The organism is Acidobacteriota bacterium (assembly GCA_018268895.1).
Taxonomy (GTDB): domain Bacteria; phylum Acidobacteriota; class Terriglobia; order Terriglobales; family Acidobacteriaceae; genus Edaphobacter.
Window position 1 is genome coordinate 25,950 of record JAFDVP010000007.1, and the last position, 23,442, is coordinate 49,391.

Sequence of the window (23,442 nt, forward strand, 5' to 3'; positions counted from 1 at the left end):
CTGACCATGATGAATAGAAACCGAATTGGACAGTCCAATGGGCTGTTTCTCCTTCTCCTGTTGCCAATCCTTTTCCTGCTTGTCCCTGTTCGAGCGGCCCTTGCGCAGAGCGCGGGAAACGCCAGCATCCAGGGAAACATCGCCGATTCGACGGGCGCCGTCCTTCCGGGCGCAGCAGTCACGCTCACGAATACCGCCACGGGCATCAAGCGGACGGCAACCAGCGACAACGGCGGTCTATATACCTTTCCCAATACATCCGTTGGCACTTACACGCTTAGCGTCTCCAAGGCCGGATTCCAGACCTACACGCAGACGGGAATCGTTCTCGAGGTCGGCAGCGCCATCTCGATCAATGTGCCCATGACCGTCGGCAGCCAGAGCGAGCACATCGAGGTCAAGGCCGAGGGTCTCGCCCTGCAAACAGAGGATGCCTCCTTCAAGCAGACCATCGATCAGCAGACGGTGACCGAGATGCCGCTCAATGGCCGCCAGATGACCAGCCTGATCACCCTCTCGGGCGGTTCGACCCCGGCCCCCGGCGGCGACTTTACCGGCAGCAAGTACACCTACCAGACCATCTCTGTCTCGATCGCGGGCGGCGGCGGCAACACCACCATGTGGAGGCTCGATGGCGGCCCCAACAACGACTTCATGGCCAACGGCAACCTGCCGTTCCCCTTCCCGGACGCTGTCAGTCAGTTCAGCGTCGAATCGACGGCCCTGAGCGCGCAGAACGGCATGCACGCCGGCGGCCTGGTCAACGTGGTGACCCGCTCCGGCACCAACAAGTACCACGGGACGGCCTTTGAGTTCATCCGCAACAACTACATCAACGCTTCCAATTTCTTTTCGGCCACGAAGGACACGCTGCACCAGAACCAGTACGGCGGCACCTTCGGCGGACCTGTCCTCAGAGACAAACTCTTCGCCTTCGCCGGATATCAGCGCACCGGCTCGAAGCAGTCACAGGCATCGACACAGGCCTTTGTGCCTACGGCTGCCAATCTGGCAGGCGACTTCTCAGTTACCGACCCCGTCGCAGATGCAACGCATCCCGTCGGTTCCAAGACCCCGGCCGGCTCCTGCAACACGACCTACACGCAACTCCGCGATCCTTTTACCGGCGCGGTGCTCCCGGGCAACAAATATGCGACTGCGCCGTCGTACAACGCTCAATCGCTTAAGCTGCTGAGTTATCTGCCCAAGATCGATCCCGCAACCGATACCGGCAACTGCGGCCTGGTGAAATACTCGATCCCGCTTCAGTCGGCGGACAACCAGTTTGTTACCCGCGTCGACTACACAATCAACTCAAACCACAACGTGTATGGCCGGTACTTCATCGACGGCTACCAGCAGCCCGCGTTCTTCTATCCCACCAACATTCTCGTCACCACGCAGGCCGGGCTTTCGCAGCGCGTACAGTCCTTTACCTTCGGCGATGCCTATACGATCACGCCGAAGATTGTGAACACGGCCCACATCACCCTTCTGCGCCGCCGCAACAACCGCGGATATGCGGGCAACAACATCAATGCGGCTACTCTGGGCGTCAATCTTTATCAGAACCAGCCCAACGGCCTGCAGATGACGACGTCGAACAAGTTCACCATCGGCGGCGGCACGAACTCGAACTCCAAGTTCAACGACAACACTATTGCCTTCGATGACGACATCACGATGCTGGTGGGCAAGCACCAGCTTGTCTTCGGCGGTGAATACGCACGCAACCAGCTCAATATTGCCAATGCGTATGAGAGCAACGGCGTCTTCACCTTCGATGGACGCTATGGCGCCAATGGGCCCGGTGGCGGCTCTGCGGGAGGCGATCCCAACCTCGACTTCCTCGTGGGAAGCCTGAGCGCTTTTGAGCAGAGCAAGCAGCAGCAGAACGCCCTGCGTGGCCCCATCCCCAGCCTCTATTTCCAGGACACCTATCATCCCACTCCTGCTGTCACTCTGGTCGCCGGTCTGCGCTGGAGCCCCAACTTCATGCCGTTCGACTACTTCCACCGCGGAGTTACCTTCGACAGAACAGCGTTCCTTGCCAACAAGGTCAGCTCGGTCTACCCCAATGCTCCGGCAGGCGCGATGTTCTTTGGCGACCCCGGCGTCTCCGACATCTTCACCAAGAACTCGCCCTGGCAGTTCTCGCCGAACGTCGGCTTCTCGTGGGACCCCACCGGCTCGGGCAAGACGGTGATCCGTGGCGGCGCCGCGATCGCCTACGACCAGGTGAATTACTTCACCGCGCAGCGCAACCAGCAGAACCCGCCCTTCGCCACCGCCATCAAGCAGACGCAGACCTCGACCTCCGGGCCGATCAACTTCTCCGCTCCCTGGACGGCAGGCACCGTCACCTCTAACCCGTTCCCGCAGCCGCAGATACCGACTCCCGCGATTGCACAGTTCTTCGCCCAGTCGCAGTACATCGTGCTGCCCGAGCACTATCACCCCTCTTATACCGAGCAGTGGACGGCCAGTGTGCAGCGGCAGCTCGGTCAATGGCAGCTACAGGTCCAGTACATCGGCGCCCATACGGTCCACGCTCCGGCGGGAACACCGCTTAGCCCAGCGATCTACGTTCCCGGAGTCTGGGGCGCAGGCGGCACCGGTTGCGCGGGAGTCGTAACCACCGGCCCTGCCGGTAAACCCGCCGGCGCTGCCGGAACGCCGTGTTCTACCGTTGCCAACCAGACGCAGCGTTATGCCCTCACCGTCGCCAACCCGCTTCAAGGCAATCAATACTCCGGCGGCAGCAGCTCCATCCTGATCAACTCCAACGGCATGTCGAACTACAACGGCCTGGTCACCACCATCCAGCACCGTCTCTCCTCCAGTTTCAGCCTGATGGCCAACCACACCTGGTCCAAGTGCCTCGGCCTCTCCGATGCGCAGGGCGACACCGCCGGAAACAGCTTCATGAACCCCAACAATCCGGCGCAGGACTACGGTCCCTGCGGCTCAGACTACCGGCACATCGAAAACGTCGTGCTGATCACCACGAGCAAGTTCCCCCTCACGGGCTTCAAAGCTCTGCTCGCCAACGGCTGGGTCTTCGCTCCGCTGATCCATGTCCAGAGCGGCGCGCCCTTCAACGTCACCTCCGGACAGGACAACTCCTTTACAGCCATCGGCAGCGACCGGCCGAACCGGGTATCTGGAAACTCCGTCTATACCGGCACCAAGATTCAATCCACTGGCGCCGCGAACCGGCAGTATCTCAACACCGCCGCCTTCGCACAGGTCGTAACCGGATGCCCTACCACTCCGCTGTCGCCCGCAACCTGCCCCGGCTACGGGACCTACGGAAACGTCGGCAAAAATTCCTTCCGTGGACCTTCCAGCCTTCAGTTCGACGCTCAGATCTCGCGTATCTTCCCGATCCACGAGAGCCTGTCGACGACCCTGCGGCTGGAGGCGTTCAACGTGCTGAACCATCCGAACTTCAGCAATCCCAGCGCAACCCTTACGTCCAGCACGTTCGGTCAGATCTCTTCCACCTCCAACCAGGCCCGCATCTTCCAGGGGTCGATAAAGATCAACTTCTAACCTACAGCCTCCAAACAGAACAAACGAAAGCAGAAGGCCGCCTCCATCCGGGGTGGCCTTCCTGCTTTTGATGGCGGCGAGGAAACTTTATTTCGGTTATGATCCGTCAAATAAGGACGATGACCCAAGCGCAACTACAGGAGCATTTGCATAGCCTCGAAGAGCGTCTGCTGCACCCGGACCGCGAGACGGACCGCAACGATCTGACCTCGCTGCTGGCGGCCGACTTCAAGGAGTTCTGTACCTCGGGACGCATCTTCAACCTCAATCAGTTGCATAACGCTCTGCTTGCCAGCGCGCCGCGCGCCGCGACCATGAGCCACTTCTACGTGACGCCGCTTGGCGACACATCTGCCCTGACGACATACCACATCACCACAGCGACCTCGACGTCGCACCACTCGTCAATCTGGGTGCTGCGCGACAACAAGTGGCAGATGCTCTTTCACCAGGGAACGATCGCCGCCTGAAGAGCATCGCGGCAGGACGGCCGCGGATTGACACGGACGATCACAAATAGAGACGAGAAGCCGGAAAGACAGCTACAGGGACTCTGCGTTGCGCTCAGAATGACAACCTCACAACTCGTATCCAAACCAAGCTTGTCGATAACGTTCGGCCCTTTTGCATCAACTCCGGTGGGAGGACGAAGCCTTCCTCCCTCAATATCATTGAATCAATAGATATGTCCGACACACCTCTCGACCAGCTACTCGCCCAGCGAAGACAGTTTCTCGCCTTCGTGGAGCGGCGTGTCTCCGACCCCCGGCTGGCCGAAGACATCCTGCAGACCGCATATCTTCGCGCCTTCGAGCATCAGGACGACTTTCAGAAGAACGAGTCCGCCGCAGCCTGGTTCTACCGCCTGCTGCGCAACGCCGTCATCGACAGCTACCGCAGGCAGGCCACCAAAACCAGGGCGCTCGAAGAATGGGCGCGCGAGTTGGAGACCGCGGAACAGCCATCGGCCGAGGTTGAGAACGAGGTCTGCGGTTGTCTGCATGGCATTGTCGACGGCCTCAAGCCGGAGTACTCCGAGATTCTTCGCGCCGTCGATCTTGGCGGGCAGAACGTGAAGGACTTCGCCCGGCAGCACAGCCTCTCCGCTACAAACGCCGGGGTCCGCGTGCACCGTGCGCGCGCTGCGCTACGCAAACAGCTTCTGCGAACCTGCGCTACCTGTGCGGAGCACGGCTGCCTGAACTGCACCTGCAAGAAGCCGAAAGCCGCAGTCGTGACGGCAGTGCCTTGAGATTCACGCCTGATAGCGCTGCGCAGAATTTGAAGAAGAAGTGCACAAGCTATCGGCATGGCACGGCCGAAAGAGAGGCGGCGGTCGCTAACCGCACCGTCTTCGCCAGCCCTGTTGAAATCGCCGTATAATCCGATTCGTATGTCCGGCTGTGGCCGGGCCAGGGGTGGGGTGTCGCTTAACGCTGCCCGTAACTGCTTCAGGGAGAAATGCATGCCGACAGACGTACTTATGCCGCAGATGGGCGAGTCGATCACCGAGGGCACCATTACCAAGTGGCTCAAGAAGCCCGGCGACCCGGTCCAGCGCGATGAGCCGCTGTTTGAGATCTCGACCGACAAGGTCGACGCTGAGATTCCCTCGCCCGAGGCCGGTGTCCTGAAGGAGATCAAGATCGCCGAGGGTGCAACTGTGGGCGTCAACACCGTCGTCGCCGTCATCGACGCGGCGGGTTCCGCTGCCGCTGCTCCTGCGCCAGCCCCTGCTGCGGGTGCCCCATCTTCGACTCCGGCAGCGCCGGAGGCTAAGGTGGGATCTGCTCCGGCCGCCGCAGGCACCGAGGTGCTGATGCCGCAGATGGGCGAATCCATCACCGAGGGCACGATCACCAAGTGGCTCAAGAAGGTCGGCGACACGGTCCAGCGCGACGAGCCGATCTTTGAGATCAGCACGGACAAGGTGGACGCCGAGATTCCTTCGCCCGCCGCAGGTGTGCTGACGGAGATCAAGGTTCCCGAGGGCTCGACGGTGCAGATTAACACGATCGTCGCCGTCATCGGCGGAGGCGCGGGCAAGGCCGCTGCCGCTCCTGCGGCGGCTGCCCCTGCAACCAGCGCTGCTCCCGCTGCTGCTCCGGCGGGCCCTGGAACAGAAGTTTTGATGCCGCAGATGGGCGAGTCCATCACCGAAGGCACGATCACCAAGTGGCTCAAGAAGGTTGGCGACACGGTCCAGCGCGACGAGCCTATTTTTGAGATCAGCACGGACAAGGTGGACGCGGAGATTCCTTCGCCCGCCGCAGGCACGCTGACGGAGATCAAGGTTCCCGAAGGCAGCACTGTCGGGATCAACACTGTTGTCGCCGTCATCGGCGGAGGCGCAGGCAAGGCCGCTGCCGCTCCTGCCCCGGCCGCACCGGTCGCCGCACCGGCTGCTTCAGTTGCCGCTGCCCCTGTGGTTGCTGCCGCTTCGGCCTCAGCTGGTGAACGCGGACGCTCCTCGCCGCTGGTCCGAAAGATCGCGGCGGAGAACAACGTCGATCTCGCGCAGGTTGCCGGAACCGGCTCTGCGGGACGCATCACAAAGGAAGACATCCTCGGCCACCTCGCCGGTGGGTCGAAAGCCGCCGTACCCGCGGGTGCCCCATCTTCGACGCCGGTCTCATCGGCGGCTAAGGCGGGAACTGCCGCACCGGCCGCAGCGCAGCCGCAGCCCGGAGACCTGGTGCCGATGTCGAAGATGCGCGCCATCATTGCGCAGCGCATGGTCGAGTCCAAGCGCACCTCGCCGCATGTGCACACGGTCTTCAAGGTCGACATGACCCGCATCGTGAAGCTGCGCGAGAAGGAGAAGAACAAGTACGAGCAGCGCAACGGGGTGAAGCTGACCTACATGCCGTTCATCACGCGCGCCGCGACCGTGGCCCTGCGCAAGCACCCGGTGGTGAACTCGGCCGTCAAGGGCGACGCGATTCTCTACAACAAGAACATCAACATCGGCATCGCCGTCGCGCTGGACTGGGGCCTGATCGTCCCGGTCATCAAGCAGTGCGAGGAGAAGAACTTCCTCGGCGTGGCGCGCGCCATCGTCGATCTGGCTGATCGTGCTCGTTCGAAGAAGCTGGCTCCCGATGAGGTCTCCGGCGGCACCTTCACGCTGACCAACTCGGGTATCTTCGGCGAGCAGTTCGGCACGCCGATCATCAACCAGCCGCAGGTCGCGATCCTCGGCATCGGCGGCCTGAACAAGGAGCCGATGGTGCTGACGGACAAGGACGGCAACGACTCCATCGCCGTCCGCAACATCCAGCGTTTCACCCTAGGCTTCGATCACCGCATCGTCGACGGAGCCGACGCCGGCAAGTTCATGACCGACTTCAAGAACTATCTGGAGAACTGGTCGGAAGACATCGGCTAAGCGCAAAGCGCACGGCGGGAGGGGCGCTTCGCGCTCCTTCGGTGCAAAGAATCAGGCGGCGGTTCCTTCATTGGGCCGCCGCTTTTTATTTCCAGTAGACCGTCTACCTCAAAAAAATGTCTTCACAGCAAAGTAACTAGCGGCCGTGATCGCAAGTAGCAGTCCTAAGCGCATTGCACTCAAACGCGGTGGAATAAGTGCAAATACGATCAGGCCAGCGGATACCGCTCCGAACCATGCCTCAGTCTGATGTGCTCTCTCATGATGGTTGGAACCAATACTCCAGGTATAACCACTACAGCCGTTTTCAGAGCCGAGTTCTTCATCGAAGTTCTCCACATCGGAGGCATACCTGATTCGTCATCATGATAGTCAGCGCTGATTGACATTTGCAGTCATCATCATAAGCGGGAGTGTTCACATCCCCCCCCACTTTGTCATCCTGAGCGAGCCGCAGGCGAGTCGAAGGATCTGCATTTTCATACCGGCAGGATGTGTCCTTGGGGAAACGTGCAAAAATGCAGGTCCTTCGACTACGCGCTTTCAGCGCTACGCTCAGGATGACAAAGTGGGGAGCGGGCAAGCTTTGCATGACGAAGCGCCGAGTGTGGTGCAGTCGCTTCCAGACGATATGATGATCTGGTTTCAGAACATGAGGGGTTTCGCGTGTCTCTACGGATTGCTGTCAGGTGGGTGCTGTCTCAAAAAGGTGTAGCTAATGTTTTCTGTTTCGTCGCTCTTCTCGCGGCAGCACAACTGCGCGCGCAGGTGGAGTACGTCGATCCGACGATCGGCAACGTTGGCATTCTGCTAGTGCCCACGCGGCCGGCGGTCTATCTGCCCAACAGCATGGTCAGGATGTATCCCTTGCGCGCGGATGCGTTCGACGACCGCATTCACGGCTTCCCGCTGACCATCAGCTCGCACCGCATCAGCGAGCTGTTCAGCATCATGCCGGGCGACGGCGCTCCGGCGGCCTATGACCAGGAGACGACGACGCCTTACTTCTACTCCTCGCGGCTGCGCGCGTCGGGCGACGTCACCGAGTTCACCGCGACTGAGCGCGCGGGCTACTTCCGCTTCACCTTCCCCGGCGGCGATGCCAGCCTTGTGCTCGCCAACCGGATTGCGGGAACGCTGGCACTGCGCGATGGCAACCTCGTTGAAGGCGAAGAGCAGTTCGACGGCATGAAGGCCTACGTCTACGGCGAGTTCAGCGCACCCGTTGCGGCTGCGTCGACCGCCGTCAAAGGCAGACAGCGGCTTGCGCTCTCTGCGAAGGCGCGCACGCTTGAGTTCCGCTACGGCATATCGTTCATCAGCGTGGAGCAGGCGAAGAAGAACCTGGTGCACGAGATTCCTTCGCCGGGCTTCGACGCCGTCAAGGCCAGGGCCAAGGCAAAGTGGAACGAGACGCTGGGCCGCATCTCCGTCGAAGGCGGGACGGAGGCGCAGAAGCGCGTCTTCTACACGGCGCTCTATCGCAGCTCCGAGCGCATGGTGAACATCACGGAAGACGGGCAGTACTACAGCGCCTACGACCACAAGGTGCACACCGACCCGCGCCCCTTCTACGTCGACAACTGGCTGTGGGACACCTTCCGCGCGCTCGAGCCTTTGCAGACGCTGCTCCACCCACACATGGAGGCCGACAAGCTGCAATCGTACGTGCGCATGTACGAGCAGAGCGGCGTGATGCCGACCTTCTCCATCCTCACCGGACCGTATGCCTGCATGAACGGCAACCACTCCGCGCCGTGGTTTGCGGATGCGTGGTTCAAGGGCGTGCGCGACTTCGACCTGCCGGTGGCGTACGAGGGTATCCGCAAGCGCTCGCTCGATGTGACGATGCTGCCGTGGCGGCTCGGGCCGCGCACCTCGCTCGATGAGTTCTACTCCGCGCACGGCTACATGCCCGCGCTGCGGCCGGGCGAGAAGGAGACCGTCGCCGAAGTGCATCCCTTCGAGAAGCGCCAGCCTGTGCCGGTAACGCTGGGCAACAGCTTCGACGACTGGGCCATTGCGCAACTCGCTCGCGAGCTGAAGAAGCCGGACGACGAGGCGCTCTTCATGAAGCGCGCCGCCAACTATAAGAACCTCTTCCGCGCGGACAAGGGGTTGATGTGGCCGAAGGACGACCAGGGCAACTGGATCGAGCCGATGGACCCGAAGTTCGACGGCGGCATGGGCGGGCGCGATTACTACGACGAGAACAACGGCTACACCTACACATGGGACGTCGCGCACGACTACGCCGGTCTCTTCGCCATGATGGGCGGCAGGGAGAAGGCGGAGGCCAACCTCGACCAGCTCTTCCGCGAGCCGCTGGGGCGCTCGAAGTACGAGTTCCAGGCGAAGTTTCCCGACTCCACCTCAATGGTGGGGCAGTTCTCGATGGGCAACGAGCCCAGCTTCGCGATACCGTACATCTACGACCGGCTGGGCGCGCCGTGGAAGTCGCAGGAGCGCGTGCGCATGTTGCTGGAGTCGTTCTTCACCGACACGTACCAGGGCATCCCCGGCGATGAGGATGGCGGCGGCATGAGCGCCTTCGTCGTCTTCTCCATGATGGGCTTCTACCCGGTGACGCCCACGGTGCCCACCTACGACATCGTCAGCCCGGTCTTCGAGAAAGTGACAATCAACCTGGAGAACGGCAAGGAGTTCGTCATCACCGCGCCCGGCGCCTCTCGACAGAACAAGTACGTCGAGAAGATTGTGCTCAACGGCAGGCCGCTCGACCGCGTCTGGTTCCGCCACGCCGACCTCGTCAATGGAGGAAGGCTGGAGCTGACCATGGGCGACACACCGAACCGCCAGCTTGGAGCGAAGCCGGAGAGCTTTCCTCCGGACTCGCTCGACGTTCACCCGGAGGCGTATCGCTAGCAGGGCTGTCAGTTAGCGAATGTAAGGATCTGGAAACATGACCCATTCGTTGCATGCCGCCTTCCCCTGGACGTCAGGGCGAGGTTGCGCTCAAGAGGGTACAATCGTAATATGCGAATGCGGATCGCCGAACCGCATTTGTCCAATTGCAATCTGAGCACGCCTATCAACGCCAACAACAGGAGTACTTCCGGTTTGTCTTTATCTCTGCCTGAATCGCTTCGGCCATCTGTCTTTTCCCGCCGTCTCGCCGTCCTTCTCGCCGTGCTGCTCATGGCAGCGGTCCCGGCGTCGGCGAAGCCGCGCAAATCGATGGCACATAGACATCCCCGGTTGCACACGCTGGCCCATGCGTTCGTGAATGTAACGATGCCGGGCGTCGGCCTTCTTCCTGACGATGACGACGAGATGCCTCTCGATGGCCAGAAGTACGAGCTGAAGCTGGTGCGCGCCTACACGGGCGAGGCCCTCAACGTGGTCTACCGCATCGGCGATACCTACATCCCGGATGCGTTGACCAAGCTGAACGACTTTCTCCGCGACAGCCACAACGAAGAGGTTAGCGAGTACGATCCGCGCACCTTCGACGTGCTGCACACCATGCTGGCCAAGCTGGGCAAGACCAACTCAGCGGTCGATGTGCTCTCGGCGTATCGCGCGCAGGAGACCAACGACGCCCTGCGCGAGAGTGGAACAACCAACGCCGCGTTGCACTCGCAGCACATCGAGGCCAAGGCGCTCGACATTCGCGTACCCGGCGTCTCGGCGCCGCTCTTGCGCGATGCCGCGCTCTCGCTCGATGCCGGCGGCGTGGGCTACTACCCCCGGAGCCAGTTCGTGCATGTGGATGTCGGCCCGGTTCGTCAGTGGACGTATTCTCCGCGCGCGAAGCGTTCCCGCCACGCCAGTCACTCGCGACGCTCGATCCGCTCCAAGCGCGGCTGAGTGAGGCTGCTTCGAGCAGCCCACGCATTACCCTCCAACCGTGCCATCCTCTCAAAGACAGATGAAAAGAGAGGACCTTTAAGGTCCTCTCTTTTTGGCATTTGTGTCATGCTGCGGTCTTCATTTTTGCTATGCCTGACGAACTCTCCTGCGAAGCACACCTGCTGCAGCTACCAAACCGGTAGCCAGTAGAACCAGGCTGCCCGGCTCAGGCGCCTCCGCCGTGGGGGGACCCGTTGGTGGAGGCACTGGATTGCCGCCATCTCCGGGAGGATTCGGGCCGCCTCCTCCAGGGTTGTTACCGCCGCCGCCACCACCGCCACCAGGAGCGCCGGGAATGTACGGCAGGACGGGCACTCCGCTATTTGGATAGCCACCGTCACCGGAGGTGGGGTTCTGGGCTATCAGGCTGGACGGCGGGGCGGCAAACTCCTCCCCGGTCTCGCCCAGGGGGCCACGGCCTGCGGCAAACATCGGTACATCCGCCACCAGGTTGCCTAGCTCAGGCTGATCGAGATCGACCGAGCCACAGGCAAACTCCATCTTGCGCAGGGCCTCTTCGCGGGTCATCTTGGGCCGCATGTAGCGCGCCGGAAGGATTTTCGGACGCGACGACTTCGGCTTGTTCAGCGCGGCGACCTTGCGATGCACATAGTGACGCGCCCTGTGGCGCGCCGCATTGACCCGTTGGACTGTGGGAGAGTGTGCCAGCGCGTCCCGGTACTCGGCGATCCAGCGCTCGCACTCCGTCGATGCCTGCAACCGTACACCGGTAGTGGCGGCGGCACAGGCGAGGAGAATAACCAAGGCGAACAATATACGACGCATCAAAGTAACCCAAGGCCCTGGACGGCTTACAACCCGTCCAAAAGAATGAACTCACCCTGGATACAAGCAATTCACACTCCAAACCCCAAATGATGTGGCAAGCAACACGTTGTGTGCAACTTGCATCCGAAGATGCCATAAATTTTCCATGTTTACCGCGGAAAGGAAAATTGTTTTCCCATGGTGATGGGCAAATCATTGCACATTTGCAAAATAGGTAATGCTGGTTCTGCAATCTGCTTCCCATGCCGTTCTTAGAAGCCTTGCGGCAGGAAAGAAGGAGGCAGACAAGTGTCCGGCCTCCTCTTTATTAGTTTAACTTCTTGAAGCTGGCAGGCTCAGGCCCGTATCGCGTCCCACTTTACTTCACCGTACTCGGCCAGGTTGACGGTGCCGGACATCCGGTTGCCCTCCACCGTCCCCTTGAAGCGGCAGGTCAGAGGATAGCCGGTGACCGGCAGCGTGCTGGTCAGGGCGATCTCGTTGCCGTGGACCGCGCCGGCGATGGTCGTGTTGTAGATCTCGCCGTGGTGTTCGCCCGTCAGGCTGTTGCCGTCCTGCTTCAGGACAAAGTGTTGTTCGCCGGTGCCGCGCACGTAGTGAACCGTGACCTCCCAGTCGCCGGCGACGGACGCGGGAGTTCCGGACGGCACAACCGGGTTCTCGAAGTGTGGCGGGTTCTTCAGGTGCTTGTAGATCGTGTCGGCGACGATCTTCACCTCTGCCGGAGTCATGATGTAGCAGTAGATGGTCACCGCGCTCAGCATATGGTCGGGCCGCGAGCCCGTGCCGCCGAGCACGATGCGCGGCGTCCCCTCGTCGAGCAGCTTCGCCATCTCCGAGCCCGTGATGCCGGTGACGCTTGCGTCCCAACTGATGCGCACGCCGGGGCTGCGGTCGATCGAACCCTTTGGCGCGGATGGCAGCACTGTGGCCTTCACCGAGGGCAGGCCCTGCATCCTGTCGGCGATGGACTGGCACCAGCCGGTCCACATCGCCTGCTCGGCCTCGTGGTCGCGCTTGCGCCATGCGCGCACGGCGGCCAACAGCCCCATCATCTCTTCCTTGCTGCACTTCATGGCGCGGCCATAGTTATGGTGCGGCGCGCCCTGAAAGTACACCGCCTGGCACAGGTCCTTTCTGCCGATGAGCAGACCGGAAGACTGCGGCCCCCTCATGCACTTTCCGCCGGAGTAGGCGACGAGGTCGGCCCCCGCCTCGATGTGAGGATTCGGCAGGTCGAGCTCGGTCGCGGCAGCGTCGACGAACACGGGAACGCCGTGCTCCTTCGCGATGGCGGCGAGGTTCTTCGTGCTCATGGGAGTGTTGTCCCAGCGCGGGTTGGCGAGGATGTACATCATCGCCGTGCGCTCGCCGATCTTCTCGCGCAGCTCCTCGGGCGAGGAGAACTCGACCACCTCGACCCCGCACATGCGCACGCCGATGTCGTAGGGGTTGCGCGAGGTCTTCGGGATGACGACCTGGTCCTTCTTCTTGATATAGGGCATCGCCTGTGACTTTTCGACGTCGGTGCCCGCGATGCAGGCCACGGTGGAGAGACAGATCGACGTACAGGCCCCAGTGGTGGCGACACCCCACTCGGCCCCGGCCAGCTTGCCCAGCTCGGCGCCGACCGCATCCATCATCTCGTCCATGCGCACGTGATACAGCGAGGCGTTGTACATCGCCTGCTTCACCTCGGGCAGCGAGGTCGAGCCGCTGATGGCCGTGATGGTGCCGCGGCAATTAATCAGCGGGCGAATGCCGATGCGCGTAAAAAGATTGTCGGCGAAGTCGCCGTCGGTGAACGGAACCTCGTGCCCGGTGAGAATCTGCCCCGCCTTCAGCGCGCCCGGCGACGCAGCCTTCGCGCTCTTGGTTGGCGCTGCCGCCGCGTCGATGCCCGTCATCATCGCCGCCGACAACATGCCCGTGCCCTTGATTACGTCGCGCCGCGACCAGCCCTTCTTCTCCGCCATCTCTCTCACACTCCCTTGTTGAATTTGCGTCTACCACTGTATCGCCCGCGAGGTGATGCCGTGAAGCGCGGCTGAGGAGCGCGCATGAATGGGGCGCTCGGCACCCGGCCCAGGATGGGATTACCGATACCACGCGCAGGCAGCCGCTCCATACCTCGCGCTGTTGATCACTTCGGTTCCAGAGGGAGCAATGTTGCTTTGCACAGATTTCTCCTCGGCCCATCGACCTACGATCAGGCCAAGCAAGACTGACTACGTAGACTTTGGAGAGTGCCGTGAAACCAGTGCTTCTAATTCTTTGTGTCCTCTTTGGGATCCATCCTCTTCAAGCACAGACAGCCCTCTGGCAGCCATCGGCAGGACACACCCAGATCCCCATATGGCCCGGCACCGTACCGGACGCGCGCCCTTTTACCGGGCCGGAAACATTGAAGACGGACGCAAAGGACCTGGTCGCTGACAGGCAATGGATCTATATCAACAACGTGTCACGCCCAACCATGACGGTTTATTCCCCAAAGGGGAAGAATACCGGAGCCGCAGTTGTCGTGTTTCCCGGCGGCGGCTACCAGATCCTTGCGATCGACCTTGAGGGCACAGAGGTCTGCGACTGGCTTACCTCCAAAGGAATCACCTGCGTGTTGTTGAAGTACCGCGTGCCTGGCGAAGCAAAGCTCCCGAAGTCCGGAGCGTACCCGTCCTCGCCGGAGGCTCTTGAGGACGCGCAAAGAGCGGTAGGACTGGTGCGCTTCCATGCGAGGGAGTACCACATAGATGCCCGGAAGATCGGGGTTCTCGGCTTCTCCGCTGGAGGGCATCTGGTTGCCGCAATGAGCGTGCACTTCGACAGGAGACTCTACCCTGAGCTTGATGCAGCCGATAGAGTGAGTTGCCGGCCTGATTTCGCGATTGCTATCTATCCGGGGCATCTGTCAGTGGCCAAGGATAGCTTCGGGCTGAATCCCGACATCCGTAAACACCTCACTCGTCAGACTCCGCCTACATTTCTGTTGCAGAACGAAGACGATTTCGTGGATGGTGTTGAACAGTCCCTGTCCTACTATGCCGGGCTGAAGAAAGCGGGAGTCCCTGTTGAGATGCATCTGTATGCGCAAGGCGGGCACGCCTTCGGACTCAGACGAACGAAGCTGCCAACGACCGCGTGGCCCCATCTGGTCGAGATATGGCTGGTTACCATCGGAATCACTTCGGAATAGCTGCTTTGACTCCCGCTAAACGCTTGTACAACCCGCCTGCGAAAGAAAAAAACGCCTTCCTTTTCGGAAGGCGTTTCGTTGCAGCCTTTGGAGTGATTAGATCGACTGGTTGAGCACGCGGTTCAACCGCTGCACGAACGTGGCCGGGTCTTTGAGTGGCACGCCTTCCAGCAGCAGCGCCTGGTCGAAGAGCAGCCATGCGGCGTCCTGTGTGCGGGCGCCGTCTGGATGGGCCAGCAGTTTTTTGACGATCTCGTGGTCGGGGTTGATCTCGAGCGTGGGCTGGGGCTCGGGCATCTCATTCTGTCCCATCGCGCGCATCATCTGCCTCATGCGGGCACTGGGTTCGTCTTCGTCGGAGACGATGACCGATGGGCTGTCGGCGAGACGCGATGACGCGCGAACCTCTTTGACGGCGTCGCCCAGCGTGGCCTTGATCTTCTCGAGCAGCGGTTTCAGGGCCTCGGCTTTCTCGGCGGCCTTCTCCGGCGCGGACTCGTCCTTGAGGTCTTCGCCGGCGGCGGACTTGTTGACGGCCTTCAACTCGATGTCACCGTACTTGTCGACGCCCGAGAAGACGATCTCATCGATGTCGTCGTCGAGCAGCAGGACTTCGATCTCCTTCTTCTTATAAATCTCGAGCAGCGGCGAGTTCCGCAGCATGTTCTCGGCACCGCCCGTGATGTAGTAGATGGCCTTCTGCTCGGGCTTCATGCGCGACTTCACATCGGCGAGCGAGGTCAGGCCCTCGACCTTCGTCGACTTGACGCGGATGAGGTCGAGCAGCGTCTCGCGGTTGGCGTAGTCGCCGTAGAGACCTTCCTTCAGCGGACGGTTGTACTCGGCGATGAACGTTGCGTACTTCTCCGGGTCGTTCGTGGCGATGGTCTTCAGCTCGGAGAGGATCTTCTTCACGCTGGCGGTCTTGATGCTGTTGAGCACCTTGTTCTGCTGCAAAATCTCGCGCGAGACGTTGAGCGGAAGGTCTTCCGAGTCGATGATGCCGCGCACGAAGCGAAGGTACTGCGGCAGCAGCTCGCGCGAGTCGTCCATGATGAAGACGCGCTTAACGTAGAGCTTGACGCCGCCCTTGTAGTCCGCCTGGTAGAGGTCGAGCGGCGCCTTCGCGGGGATATAGAAGAGCGTCGTGTACTCGAGCGTGCCCTCGGCGCGGGTGTGGAACCAGAAGAGCGGGTCCTCCCAGTCGCCGGTCAGCGACTTGTAGAGCTCCTTGTAGTCGTCGTCCTTCAACTCGGATTTGGAGCGTCGCCACATAGCGCTGGCGGCGTTCACCTGCTCGGTCGTGCGCGTCTTGATCGACTCCTTCTTCTCCACGTTCCACTCGCTCTTGTCGTAGGTGAGGAAGATGGGGAAGGCGATGTGGTTGGAGTACTTTTTGACGATCTCGGTGAGACGCCAACCGTTGGCGTACTGCGCGCCCTCATCGTTGAAGTGGATGTGGACGCTGGTACCGGCGCTCTTGCGCGCGGCGTCGCCCGTCACCTCTTCGAGGTCGAAGCCGGTCTTGCCGTCGCTGGTCCACTTGAAGGTCTTCTCATCTCCAGCCTTGCGCGAGATGACCTCGACTTTATCGGCGACCATGAAGACTGAGTAGAAGCCGACGCCGAACTGGCCGATCAGGTTCGAGTCCTTCTTCGCGTCGCCCGACAGGTGCGCGAGGAAGTTCTTCGTCCCGGAGCGCGCGATGGTGCCGAGGTGCGAGACCAGGTCCTCCTCGTTCATGCCGATGCCGGTGTCGGAGAGAGTGAGCGTCTTCTTCTCCTCGTCGAGTTCTAGGTCGATGCGCGGCGAGTCGATGCCATTGCCGGCGAGCGCCTTGTACTTGTCGTCGACCAGCGTCAGGTGCCGCAGCTTGTCGAGCGCATCGGAGGAGTTCGAGATCAGCTCGCGCAAAAAAATCTCGGGGTGAGAGTAAAGCGAGTGGACGATCAGTTGGAGCAGTTGAGAGACTTCTGTCTGAAATTCACGCTTGGACATACATCTATTATCGCCAAACAAAGTGAGCGGCGCATCCATTCACCCGCTATGTCATTCCGAGCGCAGCGAGGAATCCCCGCATTTTGCCGCGTGCCCATCCCTCGCATTGCGAAGGGTGGGATGAACGCTCTCGAACCTCCGCCACAAACGCCGGGTGCCGGGTGCCGGGTGCCGGGTGCCGGGTGCCGGGTGCCGGGTGCCGGGTGCCGGGTGCCGGGTGCCCCACATCTCGATTCTGAGATGTGGGTTTTGCAGACGCCCCAAGGCTTCCAGCGAAAACCCGGCATTATCATTCGAGCTGTCGTATACGGGAGGCGAGATGAGACGTTTGCTGCGGAGCTGGGTGTGCGCATTGGCGCAAGGTGCAGGAGGCCGGGTACCCCACATCTCGACCCTGAGATGTGGGTTTGCAGCATTGGCGTTCACGCTGGCGGCGCCCATGCACGCGCAGCAGGCCGCATGGGTCATCGGCCCCTGGACGCGCGCCTCCGACGCGCCGGTGATCGCTCCTGATAAGTCCTCCGTCTTTAACGACCCCGTCAGCGGCAGGCCCGTGCACTGGGAGGCGCTCCACACCTTCAACCCCGCGGCGATCGTGCGCAACGGAAAAATTTACGTGCTCTACCGCGCGGAGGATGACTCCGGCGCGATGCAGATCGGCATGCACGTCTCGCGGCTCGGCCTGGCAAGCAGTACCGACGGCGTGCACTTCGAGCGCATGGCGACGCCGGTCTTCTACCCGGACAACGATGCGCAGGCAGACCGCGAACAGCCGGGAGGCGTCGAAGACCCGCGCGTGGTCGAGGCCGAGGACGGGGTGTACGTCCTCACCTACACGCAGTGGTCGCGCAAGCGCAACGCCTACAGCATCGGCATCGCAACGTCGAACGACCTCGTGCACTGGACCAAGCACGGCCCCGCCTTCGCGGGCGCGAGCAATGGCAAGTACGACGCGCTGCTGTATAAGTCGGCGGGGATCGTCACGCGCCGCAGCGGCGCCCAGATCGTCGCCGCGAAGATCAACGGCAAATACTGGATGTACTGGGGCGAGATCAAGGTTGGCATCGCGACGTCGCCGGACCTCATCCACTGGACGCCGGTCGAGGATGCTAACGGCAAGCCTCTAGCGCTGCTCGAGGCGCGCCCCGGGCTCTCAGACAGTGGCTTCCCGGAGACAGGCCCGCCAGCCGTGGTGACGGAGCGTGGCATCGTGCTCGTCTACAACGCGAAGAACAAAGAAGGGAACGCGAAGAACGCAACGGACGATATGCGCGACAAGATTCTTGCCCCCGGGGCCTACAGTGTGCAGGAGGCGCTGTTCGACGCCAACGATCCCGCGAAGCTGATCGCGCGAACCACTCAGCCCGTCTTCAAACCCGAGCGCCCCTTCGAGCAGAGCGGACAGTATGCGGCGGGTACCACCTTCGCCGAGGGACTGGTTGTCTTCAAGGGCAAGTGGTGGATGTACTACGGCTGCGCCGACTCGTTTGTTGGTGCCGCAACCGCGCCGGTGGACTGACACTGGCCTGGTGTGCACACTTTTCACGCAGAGAGGAAACTCTCCTGGATACGCCAGGGTGCCATGCCATGTCCACTAACGGACGCTGTGGTACAAAACCGGACATCACGAGCCTGCGCCGCGCATGAAGCGGGCCGCCTAACCCGCTGGTTTTACATGGCCAGATGGCTAGTGTGCATTGGTACCAATCGTGCTTTCTCAATTACCGTCAAGCATCGGTACACGGACACCGGAACTGTCAAGGAGAGTCAACGATGGGATCGATTCTGCAGGATGTGCGGTATGGATTCAGGAGACTGCGTCGCTCGCCCGGGTTTGCAACGACAGCCATACTTACGCTGGCACTCGGGATCGGCGCGACGACGGCGATCTTCACCCTTGCCTATCAGGTCATCCTGAAGTCGCTGCCGGTCGAACATCCTGAACAGCTCTACAAGGTCGGCAAGGAGATCGAGTGCTGCGTCGATGGCGGCATGCAGGGCGACTGGAAGATCTTCTCCTACGATCTGTACAAGACGCTGCGCGACCAGACTCCGGGGACCGATGGCATGGCCGCGGTGCAGGCTGGGAGCATTACAATAAGCGCGCGGCGCAAGGGAGAGTCTGCCGCGCAGCCGCTGAATCTGCGCGTCGTCTCGGGCAATTACTTTACGGTTCTGGGAGTGAAGCCCTTTGCCGGACGGTTGATGCGTCCCGAGGACGACCGCGAGGGCGCGCCGGCGGTGGCGGTGATCAGCCACGCCATCTGGCAGTTGAAGTTTCACAGCGACCCGAGCGTCGTCGGCGAGACGCTGACGTTCACCGGCCATCCGGTCACCATCGTTGGCATCGCCGCTGAAGGCTTTCTTGGCGAACGGAACCAGGGCGACCCGGCAGGCGTGTGGCTGGCGCTTGCGCAGGAGCCTGTGTTCCAGCCGGAGCGCAAGCTGTATACACAGCCGAACGCCCACTGGCTCGACATCCTGGTTCGCGTACGCGATCCCAAGGCCGTCTCCACGGTGGAGAGCGCTATTAAGGTGGAGCTGCTGCGGTGGATTCGCGTCAACCGCGATCCTGCATCGCACGACACAGAAGAGAAGATTGCAAAGCAGACCACCGAGCTTGCTCCGGCGAACGACGGCATCAACGACCTGCGCGACGACTACGAGAAGAGCCTGACGATGCTGCAGATGATCGCCGGCTTCGTGCTGCTGATCGCCTGTGCGAACCTTGCGAACCTGATGCTGGTGCGCGGCATCGCGCGCAGGCAGGAGCTGAGCGTTCGCACGGCGCTCGGCGCATCGCGTGTGCGGCTGATCCGCGAGATGCTGACGGAGGCGGTTGTGCTGTCGCTGCTCGGCGGAGCGCTTGCCCTGGCTGTAGCGTATGCCGGCGTGAAGGGAATACTGGCGCTGGCCATGCGCGGGGCCGAGATCGATCCGCTCAGCGCGAGTCCTTCGCTGTCCGTGCTGGGGTTTGCACTCGGAGTTTCTGCGCTGACGGGAATTCTGTTTGGCATTGCACCGGCGTGGATCGCCTCGCGCGCGAACCCGGCGGAGGCGCTGCGCGGCGCGAACCGGACCACGGGCCACGGAGGCCCGTTGCAGCGCGCCCTCGTCATCCTTCAGGCTGCGCTCTCCGTCGGACTGATCAGCACCGCGGGCCTTCTGATCCTGAGTCTGCAACGGCTCGAGAAGCAAGACTTCCACTTCCAGACCAAGGGAAGGCTGTTCGCCTCCATCGATCTGCAGGCCACCGGTTACCGATACGAGCAGTTGGACAGTCTGTACCGGCAGATCGATCAGACCTTCACGGCGATTCCCGGGCTGCATGACATGTCGTATGCGACCTACGGTCCGATGGCCTTCAACAATTGGGGCACGAGGGTTACCATTGCGGGCGGCGATCCCAACGCGCAGAACAACGTCAGCTACAGTTCGGTGAGCCCGCGGTTCTTCGATGCCGTGGGAACCCGTGTGCTGATGGGGCGCACCTTTACGGAGCGTGACTCCGCCACCAGCGTACATGTCGCGGTGGTCAACCAGACCTTTGTGAAGAAGTTCCTGAACGGCAAGCCGCCGCTGGGAATGCACTTCGGACCGGACAGAAGCATGACAGCCGAATACGAGATCGTCGGTGTGGTCGACGATACGAAATACCGCGATCCTTCAAGACAGGTACGCCCCATGTTCTTTACGCCGATGGCGCAACTGACGAACTTCGACGCATTGGCAGCCGGACAGTCGCTGCGCGAAGGGGCGAACAAAAACGAGCGCTTCAAGCACTATGCGACCAACCTGATCGTCCGCTACGACGGCGATCCGGCGGCCGCGACAGCCGAGGTGCGCAGGGCGCTGCAACAGATCAATCCCGAGATGGTCATCGATCAGCTGACGACGTACGACGATCAGGTGAGCAGCTGGTTCACACGCCAGAGGCTCGTGGTCCGGCTGACATCCATCTTCGGTGTTCTGGCCCTGATACTGGCCTCGGTTGGCCTGTACGGCGTTACCGCCTACGGCGTTGCGCGGCGCATCCCGGAGATCGGCCTGCGCATGGCCCTCGGCGCCGACCGCGCCAGCGTCGTTCGGCTGGTGCTGCGCAGCGCGGCAATCCAGACCGCCTCCGGTCTGCTGCTCGGCATACCCATCGCGTTGATCGCCGGGCACTATCTCGAATCGCAGCTCTACCAGGTAAAAGGAATCAACATCCCGACATTGCTGACAGCATGCGCTGTGCTCGCGCTGAGCGCTCTCATCGCAAGCGCCGTCCCCGCACGCAGAGCATCGACGGTAGAACCGATGCAGGCCCTGCGGACGGAGTAGCGGCAAACAGGCGGCTGTCCTGTCGAAGCCTCTATCCGCGGTTGGCCGGATGCCGCTCCAGATACGTCGCGGTGATCACATCGCGCACCCGCTGCGTGAGCGCATCGGCATCGCGCGTGGTGAGTCCCTCGGTCGCGATGGGCTCACCGATCACCACCTCGAGCGGGCGCGGGTAAAGATGGTAGGTGTGGATCGGCAGCAGCTCGTAGGTCCCGATCAGCGTGACCGGCACAATCGGCACCTGTGCCTTGATGGCCATGAAGGCCGCTCCCGCCACAAAGGGCTGCGTCACGCCGCTGGCCGAGCGTCCGCCCTCGGGAAAGATCACCAGCGGAAGCCCCGCCTTCAACGTCTGCACTCCCCGGTTCAGGCTGGCCACCGCATTGCGCGACGTCGACTGGTCGATCGGCACCTGCCCCGAGCGGTTCAGATACCACCCGATAAACGGCACCTTCCACAATCCCTGCTTCGCGAGAATCCTGAACTGAAAAGGCAGTCGCGCAAACAGCACCGGCGTGTCGTAGTAGCTCAGGTGGTTCGAAGCGTAGACCGCCGTCTCGTGCAGGTGCAGCTTCGCGGCTCCCACCAGCCTCACTGGCGAGAGCGACAGCATCAGAAACGACCGCGCCCACAGGTGCGCAATAAAGTGCTGCTGCCTCCCCGACGTGTCCCACAGCCCGCAGATTAACGAGATCGTCCCGAAGAACGCCGTCGATGCGATCATCAGCGGAATCAGCAGGATATAAGTGAGCCAGCGGAAGAACGCCGGCGCCTGTGGCGGCGCGGACGGCTGTGCCTGTTGCTCAAGCTGCGAGTCGATCATGCGGGGGCCGCGCCTTCCTCGAGCGCAAGCGCGCGCAGCTCGCCCACCAGATACACCGAGCCGGTTGCGACGATCAGGCCGTCGGCGGGCGTCACCGCCCGAGCCTGGGTCAACGCCTCTGCAAGCGAGGCCGCCGTGGCCACGGGAACCTCCAACTCGCGGGCCGCCGCTTCCAGGTCTTCCAGCGAAGCCGCTCGCGGCGAGTGGATCGGAGCAAAGAGGATGTGGTCCTGCGGACGGTCCGACGACGCATCGAACAGCGGCAGCAGAATCTGCGCCATCTCGCGCAGGTCCTTGTCCCTCAGACATGAGAAGATCAGCGTCCGCGGCTGCAACTCCGGAAGATGCGCAATCACCGAGCGTAACGTCCACGCCCCGGCTGGATTGTGCGCCACATCCAGCAGCAGCGGCGCCGATCCCTCCAGCGGTACATGCTCCAGTCTTCCTGGCCAGCGCGTCTCGCGGATACCCTTTTCAATAGCTCCCGTCGATATCCTGTAACTCTTCGGGTTACTTTTTGCGATCTTGTAACCTTGAGGGTTACGTAACTCTTCGACTGCGGCGATGGCCAGGGCGATATTGCGCTGCTGGTGCTGCCCCACCAGCGGCGAATCCACCGTGAGCGGTTGGCCGCCGACGGTCAGCGTGTAGCGGTTGCGGGGCAGGGTTTGTTCATCCCACCCTTCGCTGTGCGTGGGATGGGGTGACCGGAGGTTATCTGTCAGCTTTTCGGCCGGCGGCGTGTAGTTGGCCGCGCTGATGGCGTGCAGCTCCAATGCGGCGGCGGCCTCGCCGATCGCCTGGTTGGCCTCAGGATGCTGCGGCAGCGTAATCAGCGTGCCTTGCGGCCGCAGGATGCCGGCCTTCTCGCGGGTGATCTCGGCGATCGTGTGGCCCAGGTACTCCTGGTGGTCGAGCGAGATGTCCGTAATGATCGAGATCAGCGGATCGACGATATTGGTGGCGTCCAGACGCCCGCCCAGCCCAACCTCCAGCACGGCGATGTCGATCTTCTTTTCCGCATAGTAGAGAAAGGCCAGTGCCGTCAGTGTCTCGAAGAAGCTGGGGTGGTGCGGCAGCCTGCCCCTGGCCACCAGCTCCTCGGCCGCAGTATCTACCTTGAAGTACAGCCGCGCAAAGTCGTCGTCGGGAATCTGTGCTCCATCCACCTGCACCCGCTCGTTCACCCGCATGAGGTGAGGCGAGGTGTATAGCCCCGTCCTGTAGCCCGCTGCGCTCAGAATGCTTGCCAGCGTGGCCGCCGTCGACCCCTTGCCGTTCGTCCCGGCTATCAGTATGGAAGGAAACGACTTCTGCGGATCGTCCAGGGCGGCGGCAAGCACCCGCATATGCTCCAGATCGAACTTGCGGCGCACTGCGGACGGCGAACCGGGAGCAAGCTCAAGGCCACGGGCATAGAGATGGTCAACCGCCGCTGCGTAGGACATACGGCTATTTTAGGCGAACCGGACCGTAGTCGATGGAGCTTGATGGCATCAG

Annotated in this window: 14 protein-coding genes; 9 read left to right on the top strand and 5 right to left on the bottom strand. The window is 61.9% G+C overall.

Annotated elements, in window-relative coordinates; all coding sequences use genetic code 11:
* Window positions 1–9 precede the first annotated feature (9 nt).
* From JSS95_07680 to JSS95_07705, 6 genes are all read left to right on the top strand, one after another.
* A complete protein-coding gene (locus tag JSS95_07680) occupies window positions 10–3,555 on the top strand; it encodes a TonB-dependent receptor (GenBank protein MBS1799688.1) in 3,546 nt (1,181 codons plus the stop codon).
* Between the two features lie 146 nt (window positions 3,556–3,701).
* The gene (locus tag JSS95_07685; GenBank protein MBS1799689.1) at window positions 3,702–4,025 is read left to right on the top strand and encodes a DUF4440 domain-containing protein; all 324 of its coding nucleotides are present in this window, start codon (window positions 3,702–3,704) and stop codon (window positions 4,023–4,025) included.
* 215 nt (window positions 4,026–4,240) lie between these two features.
* The gene (locus JSS95_07690) at window positions 4,241–4,807 is read left to right on the top strand and encodes a sigma-70 family RNA polymerase sigma factor (GenBank protein MBS1799690.1); all 567 of its coding nucleotides are present in this window, start codon (window positions 4,241–4,243) and stop codon (window positions 4,805–4,807) included.
* 213 nt (window positions 4,808–5,020) lie between these two features.
* Window positions 5,021–6,943, top strand: a complete 1,923-nt coding sequence (locus tag JSS95_07695; protein MBS1799691.1) for a 2-oxo acid dehydrogenase subunit E2 — start codon at window positions 5,021–5,023, stop codon at window positions 6,941–6,943.
* Between the two features lie 693 nt (window positions 6,944–7,636).
* Window positions 7,637–9,829: a GH92 family glycosyl hydrolase gene (locus JSS95_07700; GenBank protein MBS1799692.1), complete on the top strand. Its 2,193-nt coding sequence runs from the start codon at window positions 7,637–7,639 to the stop codon at window positions 9,827–9,829.
* 273 nt (window positions 9,830–10,102) lie between these two features.
* Window positions 10,103–10,774, top strand: a complete 672-nt coding sequence (locus tag JSS95_07705; protein MBS1799693.1) for a DUF882 domain-containing protein — start codon at window positions 10,103–10,105, stop codon at window positions 10,772–10,774.
* Window positions 10,775–10,903: 129 nt separating this feature from the next.
* Here the strand turns inward: JSS95_07705 and JSS95_07710 are convergent, their stop codons facing one another.
* Both JSS95_07710 and JSS95_07715 read right to left on the bottom strand, forming a co-directional pair.
* The gene (locus JSS95_07710; protein ID MBS1799694.1) at window positions 10,904–11,602 is read right to left on the bottom strand and encodes a PEP-CTERM sorting domain-containing protein; all 699 of its coding nucleotides are present in this window, start codon (window positions 11,600–11,602) and stop codon (window positions 10,904–10,906) included.
* 338 nt (window positions 11,603–11,940) lie between these two features.
* Window positions 11,941–13,581 (bottom strand): aminotransferase class V-fold PLP-dependent enzyme, encoded by a 1,641-nt coding sequence (locus JSS95_07715; GenBank protein MBS1799695.1) that lies wholly within the window; start codon window positions 13,579–13,581, stop codon window positions 11,941–11,943.
* Between the two features lie 275 nt (window positions 13,582–13,856).
* On the opposite strand from JSS95_07715, the gene JSS95_07720 reads away from it, so the two are divergent.
* Complete coding sequence (locus JSS95_07720; GenBank protein ID MBS1799696.1) at window positions 13,857–14,798, top strand: alpha/beta hydrolase; 942 nt, start codon at window positions 13,857–13,859, stop codon at window positions 14,796–14,798.
* Between the two features lie 96 nt (window positions 14,799–14,894).
* Here JSS95_07720 and htpG read toward each other — a convergent pair whose 3' ends face one another.
* Window positions 14,895–16,796: a molecular chaperone HtpG gene (gene htpG, locus JSS95_07725; GenBank protein ID MBS1799697.1), complete on the bottom strand. Its 1,902-nt coding sequence runs from the start codon at window positions 16,794–16,796 to the stop codon at window positions 14,895–14,897.
* A gap of 439 nt (window positions 16,797–17,235) precedes the next feature.
* Between htpG and JSS95_07730 the strand changes: the two genes are divergently transcribed.
* Both JSS95_07730 and JSS95_07735 read left to right on the top strand, forming a co-directional pair.
* Entirely contained in the window at window positions 17,236–18,315 is a 1,080-nt protein-coding gene (locus tag JSS95_07730) for a pesticidal protein Cry15Aa (GenBank protein ID MBS1799698.1), read from the top strand.
* A gap of 254 nt (window positions 18,316–18,569) precedes the next feature.
* A complete protein-coding gene (locus JSS95_07735; protein ID MBS1799699.1) occupies window positions 18,570–21,119 on the top strand; it encodes an ABC transporter permease in 2,550 nt (849 codons plus the stop codon).
* 31 nt (window positions 21,120–21,150) lie between these two features.
* Here the strand turns inward: JSS95_07735 and JSS95_07740 are convergent, their stop codons facing one another.
* A complete protein-coding gene (locus JSS95_07740; protein ID MBS1799700.1) occupies window positions 21,151–21,942 on the bottom strand; it encodes a 1-acyl-sn-glycerol-3-phosphate acyltransferase in 792 nt (263 codons plus the stop codon).
* A complete protein-coding gene (locus JSS95_07745; GenBank protein ID MBS1799701.1) occupies window positions 21,939–23,390 on the bottom strand; it encodes a bifunctional folylpolyglutamate synthase/dihydrofolate synthase in 1,452 nt (483 codons plus the stop codon). Before JSS95_07745 ends, JSS95_07740 begins: the two co-directional genes overlap by 4 nt.
* Window positions 23,391–23,442 lie beyond the last annotated feature (52 nt).

Bases quoted from the DNA above. Each gene is read 5' to 3' on its own strand.
- JSS95_07710 (MBS1799694.1), bottom strand. From the start codon at position 11,602: ATGCGTCGTATATTGTTCGCCTTGGTTATTCTCCTCGCCTGTGCCGCC.
- JSS95_07680 (MBS1799688.1), top strand. From the start codon at position 10: ATGAATAGAAACCGAATTGGACAGTCCAATGGGCTGTTTCTCCTTCTC.
- JSS95_07735 (MBS1799699.1), top strand. From the start codon at position 18,570: ATGGGATCGATTCTGCAGGATGTGCGGTATGGATTCAGGAGACTGCGT.
- JSS95_07690 (MBS1799690.1), top strand. From the start codon at position 4,241: ATGTCCGACACACCTCTCGACCAGCTACTCGCCCAGCGAAGACAGTTT.
- JSS95_07715 (MBS1799695.1), bottom strand. From the start codon at position 13,581: ATGGCGGAGAAGAAGGGCTGGTCGCGGCGCGACGTAATCAAGGGCACG.
- JSS95_07695 (MBS1799691.1), top strand. From the start codon at position 5,021: ATGCCGACAGACGTACTTATGCCGCAGATGGGCGAGTCGATCACCGAG.
- JSS95_07740 (MBS1799700.1), bottom strand. From the start codon at position 21,942: ATGATCGACTCGCAGCTTGAGCAACAGGCACAGCCGTCCGCGCCGCCA.
- JSS95_07705 (MBS1799693.1), top strand. From the start codon at position 10,103: ATGGCAGCGGTCCCGGCGTCGGCGAAGCCGCGCAAATCGATGGCACAT.
- JSS95_07745 (MBS1799701.1), bottom strand. From the start codon at position 23,390: ATGTCCTACGCAGCGGCGGTTGACCATCTCTATGCCCGTGGCCTTGAG.
- htpG (MBS1799697.1), bottom strand. From the start codon at position 16,796: ATGTCCAAGCGTGAATTTCAGACAGAAGTCTCTCAACTGCTCCAACTG.
- JSS95_07730 (MBS1799698.1), top strand. From the start codon at position 17,236: ATGCACGCGCAGCAGGCCGCATGGGTCATCGGCCCCTGGACGCGCGCC.